This is a genomic window from Pseudomonas graminis, from assembly GCF_013201545.1.
GTDB lineage: Bacteria > Pseudomonadota > Gammaproteobacteria > Pseudomonadales > Pseudomonadaceae > Aquipseudomonas.
This window is the reverse complement of the sequence record NZ_CP053746.1, coordinates 1,640,302-1,658,624: the sequence shown is the minus strand read 5'-3', so window position 1 is coordinate 1,658,624 and position 18,323 is coordinate 1,640,302. Positions and strand designations below refer to the sequence as shown.

7 protein-coding genes and 2 pseudogenes are annotated in these 18,323 nt (G+C 57.5%); all 9 read right to left on the bottom strand.

Annotated features, from left to right (window positions below):
• Positions 1-319: 319 nt before the first annotated feature.
• Positions 320-751, bottom strand: a pseudogene (locus tag FX982_RS24735) (methyl-accepting chemotaxis protein); the annotation flags it as partial.
• Positions 752-925: 174 nt separating this feature from the next.
• Positions 926-1,636, bottom strand: a pseudogene (locus tag FX982_RS24730) (PAS domain S-box protein); the annotation flags it as partial.
• A gap of 57 nt (positions 1,637-1,693) precedes the next feature.
• Entirely contained in the window at positions 1,694-2,050 is a 357-nt protein-coding gene (locus tag FX982_RS07555; protein ID WP_172610196.1) for an Imm70 family immunity protein, read from the bottom strand.
• Positions 2,051-2,578: 528 nt separating this feature from the next.
• Positions 2,579-3,025, bottom strand: a complete 447-nt coding sequence (locus FX982_RS07550; RefSeq protein ID WP_172610195.1) for a hypothetical protein — start codon at positions 3,023-3,025, stop codon at positions 2,579-2,581.
• A 10-nt stretch (positions 3,026-3,035) separates the two neighbouring features.
• Positions 3,036-4,301, bottom strand: coding sequence for a VENN motif pre-toxin domain-containing protein (locus FX982_RS24510; RefSeq protein WP_254074881.1), 1,266 nt, complete (start codon positions 4,299-4,301; stop codon positions 3,036-3,038).
• Positions 4,276-4,887, bottom strand: a complete 612-nt coding sequence (locus FX982_RS07545; protein ID WP_254074880.1) for a hypothetical protein — start codon at positions 4,885-4,887, stop codon at positions 4,276-4,278. Before FX982_RS07545 ends, FX982_RS24510 begins: the two co-directional genes overlap by 26 nt.
• 315 nt (positions 4,888-5,202) lie before the next feature.
• Complete coding sequence (locus FX982_RS07535; RefSeq protein ID WP_172610193.1) at positions 5,203-5,871, bottom strand: hypothetical protein; 669 nt, start codon at positions 5,869-5,871, stop codon at positions 5,203-5,205.
• Positions 5,871-16,325, bottom strand: coding sequence for a hemagglutinin repeat-containing protein (locus FX982_RS07530; protein WP_172610192.1), 10,455 nt, complete (start codon positions 16,323-16,325; stop codon positions 5,871-5,873). Before FX982_RS07530 ends, FX982_RS07535 begins: the two co-directional genes overlap by 1 nt.
• 31 nt (positions 16,326-16,356) lie before the next feature.
• Entirely contained in the window at positions 16,357-18,078 is a 1,722-nt protein-coding gene (locus FX982_RS07525) for a ShlB/FhaC/HecB family hemolysin secretion/activation protein (RefSeq protein ID WP_172610191.1), read from the bottom strand.
• Positions 18,079-18,323 lie beyond the last annotated feature (245 nt).

Genomic DNA, 18,323 nt, shown 5'->3' with positions numbered 1-18,323 from the left:
CATGCCTATCGAGTCCCGCGATGAGAGGCCAGCTCCGGGATTGTCCATGCGCCGCTGGCTTCCACTGCGGAAGCACCGTGAACGTTCGTTCCGGACATCATAGAACAGCTGTGTAGCCTGTTCGCCAGTCACAGTCCCTTCTGTTCGTGCCTGCTCGATCCGAATAAGTAGCGCGTCGCACTCATCTTCCAGTCTGGGCCGGTCGACCTTATGCAGATCGTTGATGGATTGCTTGAGAACATCGAGCATAAAGATCACCTGGATCGCGCTTTACCTTGGGGTCACTGAGAGGTGCAGACGTGAAGCATTGCAGCAACCATTACTGCCCGGCTTGACCCGAGAACTGCTCAACGGCAACCACAACACTGTTGGCACCTTGCTGAATGTCCTTGATCACCTCGTCCGCCTCACTGGCCAAATCCAGCGCCGCGCCGGCCTGCTGCCTGCTTTTACCGATCATGGTCACGGCGCTGGACGCCAGAACCTGGTTGTTTTTCACGACCTCGAAGATTTCCGCGGTCGCTTTAGTGGTTCGAAGGGCCAGGTTTCTGACCTCGTCGGCGACCACAGCAAAACCCCGGCCCTGTTCCCCGGCACGTGCGGCTTCGATCGCTGCGTTCAAGGCCAACAGATTGGTCTGGTCAGCGATGCTGCCAATGGTTTTGACGATGGTGCCGATTTCCTGGCTCTGGGCATCCAGTGCTTCAATGCCATGGGCAGCATCTTCCATCAATGCCGAAAGCGTATTGAGGGTCGTGACGGTGTTCTGAATGACTTCGCGGCCTTGCTGTGCGCTGGCATTGGTTCGGACCGACGTGCCGTGGGCCATGCCGGCTGCCTCGGATACAGCGCGCTCACGGATGACCTGGTCGGTGATAACGGAGGCTAATTTGGCAATCTTGTACAGCTTGCCATTGGCATCCACGATTGGGTTGTAGGACGCCTCCAGCCATACCTCGTTGCCAGATTTATCCACCCGACAAAACCTTCCCGCGACATAGGATGCCTGTCTAAGGGTCTGCCAAAACCGATCGTATTCTTCTGACTGAGCGTCGGATGGCACGCAAAAGATTCGGTGGTGCTTGCCCAGGATTTGGGGAAGCGTATAGCCCATAGCGTCCAGAAAATTCTGATTGGCTGTCAGCACTAGCCCATCCAGAGAAAACTCGATAACGGCAGTGGAGCGCATCAGAGCCCCCACCAGTGCTTCGTTCTCCCTAGAGGCTTCAATAGTCCTCGTCAGCACGCTTGAATACAAAACGATGCGTTCGACCCGCCCGCTGTCACCTGCGAAGGGTATGACCATTGCTCGTAGCCAGACGTGTCGACCTTCACGGCTGCACAGGCGCAACGTGCCGCTGTAATGCTTGCCCTGGGCAACTGCATCCAGAGCCCGACGCTGATGTACGTCACCGCTCAGTTCAGAAGGACTGAATTCACGCAGGGCACGACCGGACAATTCAGCCTGGGTATATCCCAGCTCTGTTTCAAACAGAGCATTCACCTCCAGGATGACGCCTCCCGCATCCAACGTGACGGATACGGTTTCGAGATCCAGCGTTGCCTTGACCTGCTCAAGGGCCCCCAGCCGTTTTTCCAATTGCTGGATTTTGTCTTTTAACCGGGTATTAAACATGGGGGCCGCTCGCAGTGACTTGAGAAGCTATCGACGCGGCGAGGGAAACCTTGAGCCTCATTGACCGTAGGTCGTCAGGGTGGGTGCAGAAGGGATGCAGTTGACTTCAGCCAGAGTATTACCATTCAGAAGCAAACGGGTATTTTTCTCGTCCACCCCGAAAGCGCTTATGTTAAAGCTGTCCGCAATAATGCCATTAAACTCCGCTCTTACATTCTCTAAATCTACCTTCAATTCAGCCAATTCGTTTTTACCTAAAGAGCGGCAATAAAGCTTCTCTGTAACCGAGGGATACTTACTACCTCTTTGGCCGTCCTCAAGAAAAAACACTACTGACTTGAAAAAACAGTCAACGTCAGAGGCTGGACCTAAGACATCTATTGTCATCTCTGCAAGAACACCTACGTTTTTCATTCTGTTTTAAACCTAATGGATGAGAGACCTCATGGCTCCATTTGACTTCTTAACTATTCCACGAAAAAATTGCGCCCGTTGCACAGGCGTAACAGCTTGCTCTCGAATATCAATAACGACTTGCTGCTGCATTCCCTTCGGTAAATTTCAGCTCGCTGGATGGCTTTTTTGGAAGCATTGCTAATCAGCCCGTTTTTATTTTTTGCAATGTTGTAGTCCTTCACTTCCACGCCGCATATGCTTTGCAAACACCAACTTGGACTAACTCTACCTGAAGTACCGTAAAGGAATTCTTTCCTATTTGTATAACTGAGCTTTAAGCGCGCTCCAGCACCAAGATCAGCGCCGACATCATTTCTGATTTTTGGGGTGTTGTACTAACCGGTATACCAGTAGCGGCAAGATCATCTACCTTTTCACAGTACCGCCAGTGCTTTTTTTTGCACCATCGACTTACCTAGGGAATGTCACGATGGGAACTAGAACATCATCTAACTTTTTAGCAGCGTCACCTGCTTTTTTGCACCATCAACTTTTCCAGGAAATGTGATCTCCATCTAGATAATATAGCCCCTCAAGCTTTCCTGAAATTTCAGGCAGCTCGAGCAGAGAATCTGAAACATATGAAAAAGGAAGTCCGCTCCTTAACTCTTGAGCTCTTGCAGAGTAGTCTACCCAAGAAGGTTCAACCATCCCATTCCAGAATGTAACAAATGAGCCATCTTCAAGAAGAATGACAGGCTTCAAGTACTCAACTTCCCCACTGCTATCCCAGTACAGATAGCCAAAGTAACTAGAATCATCTCCCCCAACAAAACTAGCGCGAACGATTATTTGAGCGTCAGTACAAGTTTCCTTATCAAGGAGAGGGCGGACTGTTAACTCATCTTCCGCAGATTCATCCATAGGAAAGTACCAAACACCAAAACAAGCAAGATCATCAATGGCTAATTCATATATCTGCTTATCAGTCATGCTTGCATACCTATTTAATCAGATGCTTTATTGAGTCAAACAATTCGGGCCGCCCTATATCGCCATAAGCTTTTTGCAACCCCGAGCTTATTTGACCGGAAGTATACGTAGCCGGCTTACCGCCTACCATGGGAGGCAAATATTTACTGATAGCTTTATGCATAGCATCAGGATTCACCTTTCCCGTATGAGAGTACTGGGTAATTAGAGTCGCTGGGTAATCCAGCATGTCATTTTTCGTATATCCCAGCATCTTCCCCAAATATTGAGGCAAGATGTGATGCGCTTGGAATCCGTTATTCAATCCCTGAAGCTCTCGATAAGTAGGACTAATTACCTCAGGTGCAATCTGGCCTTTTGCTTTTGCACTATCTTTCGCGAGCTTGCCAAACCCCGCCACTAACACAGATCTTAGAACATCTTCCTTGGATGCGCCATTATCCACGATATTCAAAATACCAGGAACATCCACCGGTACCAACATCGAGTCGACCAAACCACTTTTGTGGGCTAGCTCATTGATTTTTTCTTCGCTTAGCCCCTCTCGTCTCCACTGCGCAATTTGTCCACTCTTTTTGATCGCATCCAGATAGGGATTACCGATCACACCCATCGGAGTCCAATCAATCCCGGACAGGGAATAAATGTCGCCATAGCCCCCAGAATCGGAACTCAGCTGCCCTTCCTTGGCCCCAGCCATCATGGCGATGGAGTAGTCCGTGACGAGGACAGCAAGTTCTTCCTGACTCAACTTGCCGGCCTTATAGAGTCCGACGAGTGTTTCCCCTGCCTGTTTTTCCTGCTGTCGATATGCATTGCGAATGCCGCGCTCACACTCACCATCGCCAGCACAGCCAGTGAACCGCTTCTGCAATTCATCAATGCTTCCGATCCCGGCGGCTTTAAGCTTTTCATAGAGCGCCAGACTCGTCTTGTCCAGCCGTTCGACACCGTACGTGTTCGAGAGTAGGTTGTTCTGAACAGCATTTGTCCCCGCCTGCGCGCCCGTCACTGCACCGCTCAGGTCACCACCAGCAATCCCCCCAGCCAGCCCTGCCGCCAAGCCAGACAGCGCTGAGACCGTTTCTTTTTGCTCCTGCGTCAGATCCGCCGTTGCCGTGCCCGGATAAAGTCGGCGCGCGATGAGCTCGCCTGTCGCAGCTCCCGCAGCCCCCGCCCCTGCAGAATTGCCTTGTGCCTGCGCCACCACCGCACCCATTACCGCATGGGCCATGATATTGAGCGCAGTGTTATCGCCAGTCGATTTTTTGATCACTTGTGCCAGGTAAGGCGCCGATGCGCCCGCAATAGCTGAGCCGATATCGCCCCCAACCAGCCCTTTGCAATGCCGCTGTCACCGCCTGTGCGACACGTGGGTAATTCCCGCTGACCCCGTAGTCAGCCATGATCCGTTTGTAAGCATCAGTGGCAATCAGCTGCTGCTGGTAGGCTTCGACCTCCTCTTTTTTAGCATCTTTTCCAGGCTCCTTGACGCCACGCTTATCAAGTTCAGCACGCGCCTCTTTATCGGCATCGATCTGACCTTGGGTCCGCACGATGTCTACTGTCTGAGTGCCAATATCCGCAATCAACTGCACCTGCCGCAGACGCTTCTGCTCCTTCTCCTTATCGAAGATGGGGCTGATGCTGTCGTTGGCGTGTTCAACATCGTGGCTCAGCGTCGCAACGTCCTGCTGCTGTTTGGCAGGGTCGCGAATGTCGAGAGTGCCGTTGGAAATGGCCGATGAGGTCGTGCCGCTGGCACTGTCGCCATGGTTGAAGGCGATCAACGTGCCGGTGGGCATATTGCTGATGAAACCATTGGTGCCATCGCTGCCATTGATGAGGCTCGCGCTCTGCAACTGGCAGCTTTAGTGCAAGAAGGCTACTGGGTGGGTGGGGATACGGTGCAAAAACGCGGCGCGAGGCTGGTATTAATGATATTCCTACAAAGGCTATTCACCATCTATCCATGCATGTTTTATCCAACTAGCAAGCAAACTTCTTCATCCGAAACCAAGACTTACAGTTTTAAATAGGCAGCCCCATCGGTACACTTTTCCATTGGGCGGGCTTATCGGGCTTGGAGATCACATGCGTACCGCACGCAGGGCGACAAGTCGTCAGCATTGAGAGTGCGCCAGTTCGCCCTGCGCTTTTGGACCTAACCCCCCGCATCACTCAACCAAAAGCTTTTTTAGTCGCTCTCCAGCAGTAGCTATCTCGCTGGTAGACAGCGGCGTATAGCTAACAACAATCAACACACCTCCGTCCAACTCCGACGCTTCCTCAACGTGCCCCTTGAGACAGCTAATAATCTGTTGAGGACTTTTCCCAAATGCGCGAAGGCACAACTCCTCATCAAAATAATTGACCGCGTTTATACGAAAAACACCATCTCTCCCGTTAACATCTTTTTTCGTAGCATCGCATGCAGCTACTACTGCCGGCCAGTCGCTTCTAGTAACCGACCAATCATGCAGCGCGGCTCTATAGGCACCAAAGGCCTGTACGTACGCAGGGAAAACCCTCTTTAACAAGTCCGAATAATCAGTTTTAGCAATCGAAAAGTCAACGAATAGAGAGTCATCAAATTGAGCATCATCTTCTAGATATTTTTCACTTCTAAGAGAATATACAATTCGGCCTTTTATTCCCTTTGGAAGAACCTTATCTAAAGAAACAGAAATAACAAGCTCGTCTTCAATATCGGGAACTTCTACAGCACCCGCCAAATCCCAAGGCTTGCCTAAGCCGGACAACTTTTCCAAAAAAATTTCGTGCCGTTTTTCAATAGGCTCTGAAAATTTTGGCCTGTGACGAAATTCAAGCTTATGCGTAGTCATCAGGGTGCAACCCTCACAGTAATGTTTCTGATATTTTGCTGAATCAAAATATTAGTTGCTCTATCAGCCGCTTTTTGACTTGGAAATTCAAAAACTGCTTTGATACCAGGGTTTTGTCGCAACGCATTCGAGACTCGCTGAACACTTTGAATCTGCTTATCAAACGATGTCAGTGCTGTTTTTCGGTCAATTAAGGTAATACCATTGAAATCCTCAATGCCATCAAACTTCACGAAATTGTTACCGTTAGGATTCGGGTTGTCAAACCGAATTGCAGGCACCGCCTTCCGCTGCGACAGAACGTCTGAAAACGCTCCTGTTGTACCCGCTTCGAATTTCACGAACGGCTTACTAAAATCTCCCTGAGGTTCTTGTACGAAGATCAAACCTTTATTTTCGCCCTCAAGCTTGCGTGCGTCTTTTATGGTCAATACATCAACCTTCGAAAGATCCAATCCCCCCACTATAGGGGCTGGGCTATCTTTTGGACCCCAGAAATCCGCATCGTTAGCAGCAGCTTTACCGGTATCTACAAAGCCAGTTTCTCCAGAAACCAAACCTGAAGGGGTTGCTTTCGCACCCGCCAGCTCTGCCTTGGCAGCAACCTTAGCCGTAACTTTTTCCGCCAGCAAGGCCCCCCCCTTCAACGCGCCACCACCGACTGAAAGAACCGCAGCCATATCACTGATCAGCCTTCCAGTTTCGGCTCCAGCCTCAAATGCACCACTGGCCCCGGCCTCCTCATACTGCGCTTGCAAGTGATCGATACGGTCGACGTACGACTGCTTGACCGAGTCCCAAACACCACCGCTCTCAACTACCGCTTTCAGCGCCGAATAAGTCTCCGTGAGATTACCCGCCGTGCGCACGATGCCATCAACGGTGTCGTTTAGACCCAGAACAGCACCTTTGGCTATGCCTGCTGTAAAAACGGCATCCTGGGCGATATCAATCGCTGTCCATTTGGTAGCAGTGCCTGTCCTGCACACCACACTCGGACACCCCTCCATCTCCTTGTCTCTCTGGGCTTTCTGCGCTTTGCTCAGGTAGTTATTCTGAACAGCATTTGTTCCCGCCTGCGCGCCCGTCACCGCACCGCTCAGATCACCACCAGCAATCCCCCCAGCCAGCCCTGCCGCCAAGCCCGACAGCGCTGAGACCGTTTCTTTTTGCTGCTGCGTCAGATCCGCCGTTGCCGTGCCCGGATAGAGTTGGTGCGCGATAAGCTCGCCTGTCGCAGCTCCTGCAGCCCCCGCTCCCGCAGAATTGCCTTGTGCCTGCGCCACCACCGCGCCCAATACGGCATGGGCCATGATATTGAGCGCGGTGTTATCGCCAGTCGATTTCTTGATGACCTGTGCCAGGTAAGGCGCCGATGCGCCCGCAATGGCTGAGCCGATATCGCCCCCCACCAACCCTTGCAGCGCCGCTGTTACGGCCTGAGCCACGCGAGGGTAGTCACCGCCCACGCCGTAGTCAGCCATGACTTTTTTGTACGCATCGCTGGCAGCGATTTGTTCTGGCGTCGGCTGATCATTACCTTTCCCGGCCAGTTCTTTGCGACCCGCCTCTTTGGCGTTGAGCTCGCCTTGCGTGTGCACAATATCGACGGTTTGAGCACCAATATCCGCAATCAACTGCACCTGCCGCAGCCGCTTCTGCTCCTTCTCCTTATCGAAGATGGGGCTGATGCTGTCGTTGGCGTGGTCAACATCGTGGCTCAGCGTCGCAACGTCCTGCTGCTGGTTGGCAGGGTCGCGGATGTCGAGAGTGCCGTTGGAAATGGCCGATGAGGTCGTGCCGCTGGCACTGTCGCCATGGTTGAAGGCGATCAAGGTGCCGGTGGGCATATTGCTGATGAAAGCATTGGTGCCATCGCTGCCACTGCTGACGCTCGCGCTCTGCAACTGGCTGGTGTAGTCGGCCTTGTTCTTTAGGACGCTCCACCCGAGCGTGCCCGTGCTCAGGCGGTTCTTGTCCGGCGACGCAGTGCTCGCAATCACGCTGCCATCGAGTTGGGTATGGTTACCCACATCGATCTGGTACCCGCCCTTGCCGCCGAACAGGCCGGTCTGCTCCTGCACACTCTTATAGTTGGAGTCGATCTTGCTTTTGCTGACGCTCAGGTTTGCGCTACCACCGCTGCCGATGATTGCGAAGCTGATGCCCCCGCTGACATCCGTCTGTTTGGATTTGTAGTCATCGGTGTCCTGCAGACTTTGCAGGGTGAGGTCGCGACCAACCGTGGCGGTGATTTTGTCTGCGCTGACTTGCGCGCCCTTGAGGGCAGTGTCACGCCCGCTGACTAGGCTGACCTGCCTACCGGCGTTCAGCGTTGTCTCCGTCCAGGTGGTGCCGGTGCCCTTCTCGTTTCCGGTGCCCTTGTTCGCATTGGCGAAAACGCTCAGGCCACCGCCTTCGGAACCCACGCCAAGGCTGATGCCAAGCGCTCCGCCGCTGCTGTTGTTTTTGCCATCAAGTTTTTGATTATTCGCCGCAGCTTCCAGGAGAATATCGTGCTCCGCCGCCAGCCGCATTTCGTTACCGGCCTGCAGCTTGCTGCCTTGAACATGGATATCACCCGCTTCGCCAGGCGTACCATTACCGTCCGCCACGATGGTGAGATTATTGCCGGCCGTCAGGCTGCTGCCCTGGCTAAGGGTTTGCTCTTGGGTCTGTCTGGATTCGGACTTTTGCGAGCCCACGGAGAGGCTGATACCTACGAACTGCGCAGCGTTATCCCCGGTCATTCCGCCGTCTTGCTGCGCTGCTTGCCAGGCCTGTACGCCGGTCAACCCTGCTTTAACACCTTGCAGCGCCGAGAGGCGGCTGTCGTCCTCGTTCTCGGCTTGCTTGGCGGTCTTGTAAGCGGAGTCCACCGCGCTTCCCACAGTGCCGGAGAGTGCCAAGGTCAAACCACTGGTTTTACTTTTGGCCGTCTGCTCGCTGCGGTTGTTGTTTTCAGAAGCCAGGACACTGACGTTTTGCCCAATCAGGCTGATGTCCTTACCGGCAACCACGTCAGAGCCGCGAATGGTCAGGTCTTTGCCAGCCTGCACATCCACGCTGCCCAGCACACTGCCTATGTTGCTGGCCCGGGTGGTTTCGGTGCTGCTGGTGAACGTGTTCTTGTTGCTGCTTGAGCCCAACGTGACGCCGATGCCACCCGTGCTCAGCAGGCCTGATTTTTTGGTTGAAGACGAATGGCTTTGTTCAAAGGTTTCCGTCGCGCCGTCGATCACCACATTGCGCCCGGCAATCAGGCTGGTGGCGTTGGTAGAAACCACGTCACTGGCAACCGTGCCGATGTCTCGACCGGCACGCACGACGACCGTATCAGCGCTGATGGAAGAACCCTGCTGGCTGATCTGGTTACTGCTGTCGATACGCGTTTTCGAGCTGCTGGACAACAACCCGCTGCTGGTTTTAGTTTTGCGGTAATAGCTGTAGTCGCTGTTCTGCGCGGCGTTCAGCGCCAGATCATTGCCTGCGTAAAGGTAGGCTTCCTTGCCCGCGCTCGCGCGGCTTGCGCTGAGGGCGAGGTCATTGCCTGCGCTCAGGGAAAGGTTGTCACCGGCCACAAGCGATGTGCCCACTTGCTGAACATGGTCTTCCTGTTGGGTGACCTTCTTGGAGTTAGAGGCCGAATGCTGTTCATTCGCCGCTGAAGCCAGGTTCAAATTCCCATTGGCCACCATCGCCAGATCACGCGTTGCATTCAACTGGCTGCCAATCGCACTTATGTCCCGCGCAGCCACAACCTGGAAGTCTCGCCCCGCCTCCACAACGGTGCCGTACTGGGCCACGCTGCTACTGCGTGAGCGAGTGCCGACGCTATTGGCAGTGCGCTGTTCGGCGGTAGCCAGGTTTACGTCGCGCCCGGCTTGTATCCGGGTGTCGGTGCCGCTTTTCAGCGCGCCGCCGGTGCTGTTGACATCACGTCCGGCCTGCAGGGTCAGGCTGTTGGCGGCTTCGATGCGCGCCGCGTTGTCGACAAAGTCGGTGCGTTCGGTGCGGTAGCCGCTGCTGCTCTGGTGGCTGGTTACGCTGCGTTCGTTGAGCACGTCACCGCTGATCGCACCCACGCTGACATCTCGTCCGGCAATGATGCCGCCGGCGCGGTTGGTCAGGCTATTGCCGGCGAGCAGGTCAAGGCGGTTGCCGGCTTCGGTGAGGCCGCTGTTGACCATGTTGCGCCCGGCGCTGGCGGCCAGGTTGTTGGTGGCGCGCAGGGTGCCGACGTTGTTGAGGTCGGTGCCGGACACCAGGTTGAGATCGCTGCCGGTGATTAGCGCGCCGTTTGGCGCCAGGCGGTTATTGGCCTGGGCCAGGTAGAGCACCGGCACCAGAACTTGCTGGCCGGCAACGGTGGCGTTTTCCATCCACACGATGTCGTGGGTCAGGGCGGCGACCTGTTCGGCGGTAAGGCTCACGCCCACCGACAGATTAAGCGCCTGCTTGCTGCCGATCGCGTTGTCCATCAGGTACTGGAACATCGCCGTATCGCTGGTAAGACCGTCGATGAAGCGCTGGCCGGTGCGGGCGATGATGGCCTGCTGGATCAAGCGTTGTTCATAGAAACCATCACCCAGACGTTTCTGCGCCTGGTCCGGGTCATAGCCCAGTTTGGACAGCAGGTAATCGGAACTGAGGAACTGACCGAGGTTGGTCAGCGCAGGGTTGGTTTCGATCAGGTATTTCTGCGGGTTGGAGACGAACAGGCTGTCCGGCAGGCCTTGCACGCGATTGATGACTACACCGTCGGCCGATGTGCTGCTGCCGGGTACGATCGGGGCACTGGCCGGCGCACGGTCAACGGTGCCGCCACTCAGGGTCCAGCCCTGAGGCGCAGTGCTGGCGGGCGCGCTGGCGCTTTGACCGCTGAGGCGGAAAAGGCCGCCCTGCCCGCTGGGCAAGGTAAAGCCGGGCAAGCTCAGCGGGTTGATCTGCTGCTGGGCCAGATCAGGAGGTAATTGCTGGTTAAGGGTGATGCGGGTCGAGTAACCGGTAGCGCCGCTGGCGCCTGTAGCATCGGTACCGGTTTTGGCGCCCGCGCCCACATAGGTATAGCCAGGACGCACCACGGTGTTATCGATGTTGTTCTGGGTGACGACAGTGGCCGCGCCGCCAGCCTGGATGATGCCGGCGTAACGTTGGTCGCCCGTAGCAATTTTGGTGACACGGCGCAGCGAGACGCTTTCCTTTTCAGTGGTGCCGATGAAAGCTGCCATGGCGGCTTCCAGGCCACCCAGATCATTGGGGTTATAGGCGGCGCCGCCAACCGAGTACTTGCGATTGAAGTCTGCCGCCAACGCATACCAGTCACTCGCGTCGCGGGTGCGCTCGGAGCGGAACAAGCGCCAGGTTTCGGTTTCGCCAGTCTCGATGCCCGTGTTGGTCAGGTTGTTGACCGTGATGTTGATCATGCCGGCGGCGCCGATGCTGCTGCTCGAGTTGAGCAACTGGCCGCCGGTCAGGGTGATGTTTCTTCCCGCGCTGATGAGCGATGCCGCACTGGCCTGAAGGACTTCGAGCTTGTCGCGCTGCACGACCTCCCACAAGTGGTTGACCTTCCCACCGTCGCAGTCGCCAGCGTAATCGGCGCCCCGCCGGCACGGCATTTCGGTAATCGAAGCGGTATAGACGCCCCCGTCGTTGGTAGTCAGCACCGCGCGCTCGTTTCGCATCACTGCCGCTGCGAGGCTCAGGTCACCATCACTCTGTATGCTCGCCGAACTGTTGATAATGCTGTCGGCCAACCCGCCCTTGCCGTCGCGATCGACACTCAGGTTGCCCATGCTGTAAATGTCGCCGTAGCTGTTGTTCAACGACGCGACGCGCATGCTCATGTCGGCACCGCTGAAGATCAGGCCGTGGTCGTTGAGCAACGCGCCGGTGGTGACGGTGAGGTTTTGCCCGCTGCCCAGGGTGGCGTAGTTGTTCAGCGTGCCCGCGTTAATCAGCAGGTCGGTTGCCGAGGTCAGGCGGCCATGGTTGTTCAGGACGCCGCTGATGGTTGCACTGGTCACGCCACCACCGGCGATGCTGGCGGTCTCACTCAAGTTCGCCTGCGCGGCAGTGAGGTTCAATGCACCCAGGCTGCTGATGCGTCCGGTGCTGTTCAAGGCGCCGCTCAACGTCAGGTCGAGGTCGCCGTCGCTGGCGATCAGGCCGTTGGTGGTCCAGTTGCCGCCGTTGCCGATAAAGCGCCGCGCGCCAAGCAATTGCCCCGTTGCTGTCTGGTTGAGGGTGTTGACGTTGACTGTGAGTTGCCCGGCCTGGATGACGCTGCTGTTGGTCCAGTTGTCCTGGGTGATGGTCAGGTCGCCCTGCGTCACCAGGCTGCCGCCGACGTCGTTGAGGTTGGCGGGCGCAATGCCAAAGTTACCGGTACCCACGTGCAGCACATTACCGCCGAGGTTCTGCAGGCTGCCGGCATTCAGTGCCAGGTTGGTGTTGGCCGTTTCCAGCACGCCGTTGCGGTTATCGAACAGGCCGCCAATGGCGAACTCGGTAGTGCCAGTGTTGCCCAGCGCGCGCAGACGGCCGGTCTGGTTATCCAGGCTGGCGGCGCGGACCTTGAGGGTGGATTCGCTTTCGATGATGCCCAGGCGGTTATTGAGGGCGCCGCTCAGGTCGAGGTCGATCTGCCCGGCGGCAATCTGGCCATCGTTATCGCCGCTGTTATCGAAGTCGTGCCCAACCACTCGCATCAGGCTTTTGGCGTACAACCCGCCGTTGCGGTTGTCGAAATTGCCAGTGGTGACCAGGCCGTTGCCGTCCTGGGCGGAAATGCGCCCGCCATAGTTGTCCACGGCGCCGGCTTGCAGGTCCAGGGTCTGCCCCTGCATCACGCCGCCCTGGCGATTGTTGTTGAGGTCATAGCCGTTGCGCAGCACGCCGACGACGCGGGTTTGCAGCAAGCCCTTGAGGCTGGCGAGGGTGCCGCCCCTGTTGTCGAGGCTGGCGGCGTTGACATTCAGGTCGCCGGCCTGGGCGATCAGTTTGCCGCTCTGGTTGTCGATGGCGTCTGCCACGTCGAGAGTCAGGCCATTCTGGCTTTGCACGGCGCCTTTGCCGTTGTCCAGACGGTTGGCGGTGAGCGTGAGGTCGGCGTTCTGGCTATAGATCAAACCATCGCTGCCGTTCTGCACCAAGCCGCTGGCGGTGATGTTCACGCGGTCGTTGGCGGCCAACGTGCCGCGCTTGCGGTTATCCAGGCCGCCGGTCAACAGGGTCAGCAGCCCTTGGCTGGCGAGTTGACCGCCCTGGTTGTTGATCTGCGCTACACGGCTGATCAGCAGCGGGCCACCGCTGGCTAATTTGCCGTTGGTATTGGTCAGCGTCGCGAGCAGGTCGAGGGTGGTGGCGGTGCCGCCGCTGATGCTGCCGGCGGTGTTATCCAGGTTCTGTGCGTTAAGGCTGAGCGTCGCAGCGCTGTCGATCACGCCGCCTTGGGCATTGTTCAGCAAACCGCCCACTGTGAGCGTCTGGCCGGCGGCGCTGGACAGCACACCGTTGGCGCTGTTATCCAGTTCGCCAGCGTTAATGGTCAGCGCCTTCTGGCTGACCAGCGCACCCGCACCGCTGTTGAGCAGGCTGCCGGTCAGCGTGGCATTGAGGTCGCCATAACGGCTCGACAATGTGCCGTTGTTGCGGTTGTCCAGGTTCGCGCCGCTGACGGTCAACCCTTGCCAGCCGGACATCAGGCCATTCTGGTTGATTAGTTGGTCGGCATTGAGGACCAGCAAGTTATTGCTGATCAGCTTGCCGTTATTGTTGTTGAGGGTGCGGGCGTTGAGGTTCAGGGATTGCGCACTGGAGAGTTCACCGCCGCTGTTGGTCAGGTCGCGCAGGTGAGTGATGCTCAGGTTGCCTGCGGTGGTGATCAGGCCACCGGCGTTATTCAGGTCGCCGGTTGCCGTGTCGAAGTCCAATGCAATCGCACTGCCCAGCAGCGAGCCGTTCTGGTTGTCCACGCCTGCGCTGTTCAAGGTCAGGGTGTTGGCGGCGTTCAGCAGGCCCTGATCACGGTTGACCAGTTGGCCAGCAACGTTGAGCAGAGTATCGCCACGGCTGGTGACGGTACCGCCGCTGTTGTCCAGGGTTGCAGCCTGGGCATCCACCGACGCCGCGGCGATCATGCCTTTGACGTTGGCCAAGGCCTGCCCGATGCGCAGGGTGAGCGCGGTATTGCTGAGCAGTTTGCCGTTGCTGTTGTCCAGGTTGTCAGCGGTGAGCGTGAATGCCTGGCTGCTGGAAATTTCGCCGCCCTGGTTATTCACATTCTTCAGATTGTTGAGCATCAGCAGCGGTGCGTTGATTAGCCCGCCCTGGTTGTTGAACTGGCCACGATTGAGTTCCAGGGTCAAGCTGGCGGCGCTGGTCAACTGGCCGCCTTGCTGGTTGTTCAGATCGGACGTGGTGATCTGCGCAGACTCACGCGCGCTCAGCGTGCCGTTCTGACTATTGTCCAGGCTTGCGCTGGTCAGGTTCAGGCTGCCGTCGGTCACCAGTCGCCCGCCCTGGTTGTCCACAGCGCCGCGCGTGCTGATGGTCAGCGGGCCAGCGCTTGAGAGCGTACCTGCGCGGTTGGCCAGAGTGCCCGCCGTTACGCTCAGCAGCTTTTCGCTGCTGATGAGCCCTCGGTTGCGGTTAAGCAATTGATCGACGTTCAGGTTCAATCCGCTACCGGCGATTACCAGACCGCCGTCGCTGTTATCCAGCTGCGTGCCGGTGACCGACACACTCGCCCGGCTCGACAACTCGCCGTTGCGGTTGTCGGTGTTGCCCACGTTCACCTGCACGCCGCCGATACCGGCGACCAGGCCTTTCTGACGGTTGTCCAGACTATTGCCAGCCACGGCGACGGTGCCTTGGCTGGTGATCAGCCCGTTCTGATTGTTGAGGGCACCGACATTCAGGCTCAACGCCTTGCCAGCCGTGATCAGGCCGGTGAAGTTATCCAAAGTGGCAGCCGTCAGGGTTGCAGTGTCAAGGCTGGAGAGTTCACCGCCACGGTTTTGCACATCGCCTGCGGACACGGTCAGTGCGCCGTCGCTGGTGACGAGCCCACCTTGGGTGTTCTGCAGGCTGCCAGCCGTGATGGTCAGGCTGTTGTTACTGAGAATGCGCCCTTTGTTCTGGTTGTCGACCGAGGTGGCGTTGATCTGTGCGTGCTGCTTTGCACTCAGGGTGCCGCCCTGGTTGTTGAGGGTCTGGGCATCTACGCTCAACCCACGGCTGGCAATGACGCTGGCGCCATTATTAATGATGCCCTTGCCACGCAGGCTCACATCGCCCGTTACGTTGCGGGTGTTATCGCTGTTGACGCCGGCTTCAATAATGTCGCGGTTGGTCAAAGTGCCGCCGCTGGAGAGTGCGATGCGGTCGCGTGCTGCCAAACTTTTACTACTGGTGAGATCGCCCTGGGTTTGCACCTCCAGCGCTGTACCAGCGTAAACCTTGTCAGCCAGATTAACGCTCTGCGCCGTAACCCTGACGTTACCGGTGGCCGCCGCCTGGGCCATGCTCAGGCGCCCATTGGCATCCAGTTGAATATCCCCGCCACTGGCCGCCAGCGTGCCGTCGAGCTTCACGCCCACACCCGCTTCGGTGCCCACCAGCTTGATTGCGCCAGCATACATACCGCCCAGAGCCGACGAGTCAATCGTCAGCTCGGGCTTGGTGCTGCCGTCGTCGGCGCGGGGTGTGGCTGTCAGGCTTTGGGCGTCCACATCGTTGCGACCGGCGATCACATTCAGTTCGCGCGCATTGATCTGCGCGTTGATCTTGGCCGAGCGAGTGATGATGTCGAAGCGGTCGACGTTGCTGGCGTTCAAGCCTTCCCCGTCGATGGTCACGGCACCGCCGTCGACCTGGTAGCTTTTCAGTTGGCCGTTCGCGTCGAGCACTGGCTTGCCGGTGGTGAGGGTGACGTTCGGTGTGTTGATGAAGCCGCAGCCGCTGCAGGTGACGCCGTACGGGTTGGCAACGATGACTTTGGCCGACTGCCCCGCCACTTCGGTGTAGCCGCGCAACTGGCTGGGGTTGCTGCCGGTGACTTCGTTGAGGATAACGTTGGCCGCGCCGCCCTTGAGGTTGGGGTTGCCGACGATGTAGCCGCCCAACTGGGTGTTAGCCACAGTGCCGGTGGCATTGTTGAGGATCACGCCGTTGGGGCCGACGTTGTAGTCCTGGAACTTGTTATGGGACAGGCCGCTGCCGTTTGGCGTGGCGATGTTCACCACGGGCACGCCGTTGCCCGCCTGGCCTACGGTGGTGCCCGGCGCACTGACCACGATGCCTTCGGCTTGGGCCAGCAGCGGCTGCCAGAACAGCGCGTTGATCAGGATCAGCACCAGGCCGCGCTTGGGCAGACCGAAGAACGAGTCCCGCGGCTTCAGCGCAGCAGAAGGTTGGCGGGCGAGGAAGGCAAATTGGCGAACGTCCATTGTCAGATTCTCGATGTAACGGGGCGTTGAATTACAGGAAGAAATCCATGCGGAAGTAGATTGGCGCTTCGCGCTCGGTGACTACTCCCGGTCTTTCTAAAGAATGGGCAAAGGTCACGGTGGTGCTGACGTACTTGCCCCGAGCGAACAGCTCCAGAGAATTACTGGACACGCGACCATGTACGTCGCCGTTGTAGCGGTCGTTGCTGATCACGCCCTGGTCGTAGCCGACGCTGGTGCCGTACTCGGCAAAGGCCGGGCGCATCCAATCCAGCGTTACGGGGCGTGCCCAGCGCACCTCGTTGCGCCAGTAACCGCCGCTGTCGCCGGTCAGCTGCTGGTCCTTGAGACCGCGTACCGAGGCCGAGCCACCCAGGCTAATGCGCTGCGGGCTGAAGAGAATGTCTTCACTGCGCTGACCGGTGGCCAGGCTGGAAAAGCTGAACGACTCGCCCCACAGCGTGAACGGCTGCAGGTAACTGACGGTGGCGGTGTATTTGCGGTAGCGCGAATTGGCCTGCCGATTGCCGAACTCATCGCGTTCTTCTTCAGACTGGGCATCGAGCAAGCCGATGCCGTTCTGCATGCCGAGGTCAAGGTTGACGAACGCATTGCCGATGCGCCGACCGTGGTTGAGGCCGAGCTGGAGTTCGCTGAGGCGGTTACTGCTCGGCTCCGTGCGCACGTCGAGGACGTAGTTGTTGGTACGCAGATGGGCCAGGCCAACGTTCACCGAGGTCTTGCTCACGTCGTCGCGATGGATCACCCGCTCGGCGCGCAGTTGGTGGTTCTCGTTGTCGCCATTGAGCTTGAATTTGCTGCTGTCGGTCTCGCCGTAGGTGCGATAGTCGCTTTCGCTGTACGTGTAGCTGAAGTTCCACCAGCCCCACGGCACGTTGTAATACAGCATGTTGTTTTTCGAGGTTTTCTGGTGGTCGCTTACCGCGTCGTGGCCGCTGCGCAGTATCACTTGGTCGCCCAGGCCCAGCGGGCTATCCCATTCCAGCCCAGCGTCCCATTGCTGTTCACCGGTGCTTTCCTGGCCGTCGTTATTGCGCGACAGGCTGGCGCGCCAAGGTTTTTGCGGGACGTTGTTGACCACCACTTCACTGCCGCCGATCTGCTGGCCCGGGGTCAGTCGCATTTGCGCCTGCCTGGAGGGCAATCGGTTGAGCTGGTCCACCAGTTGCTCGATCTCGCGCAGGTTGAGCGCCTCGCCGACCTTGCCGGGAAAGGCCATGGCCAGTTCGCGGTCCGTCACAGTGCTGCCCTCGGCGGCTTTCAACGCTTCGAGTTTGCCTTCGACCACCAGCACCTGCAGGTGACCGCTGGAGAGGTCTTGTTGCGGCAAGTAGGCACGGCTGGTGACGCGGCCCTTGTCGATGTAGTAGTCGGTGATGACCTTGAGCAGCTCATTAAGCTGCGTTACGCCCAGGCATTGGCCGATGTAGGGTTTGAGCAGACGCGTGCGGTCGGCGGCGGACAGGCTGTCGGCACCCTTGAGTTCAATGTCCTGGATCGGGAAGCAACGGTTATCGGCCGGCGTGGCCGGGGCCTCGGGCTTGGTCTGCTTGCCGGGCAAGTCCTGAAGCTCCTGCAGGCGGCGACTCTGCTCTTCGAGCAAGCGGTTCTGCCGGTCGCGGATCAGGTCCTGATCGCCGGGCGTTGGGGCGGCGGTGGCGCTGTTCAGGCTCACACACGCGAGCAGAAAAGTGCAAAGCAACAACCGAATCCGTGGCAATGAGAAGGGCATGTTCGATCCGTCGAAAAATCAAGGGGCGGCAAATTACCATCGAATCCCGTTGATCCAAAGCGTTGGATCAGGTGGGCATTCACGCCTGTAAAATCTGCAAACCCTTGATGGGCAATAAACTAAGGCACCGAGAAAGAGTTGCAGCCTGTTACGAGACTGGTAGTCCGACGAGCGGCAAGCGTTTAGTAGCAGGTCGGCGAGGCTCACCGAGATGCTATTAATTAGCCATCAGCCGTGGCCGAGAT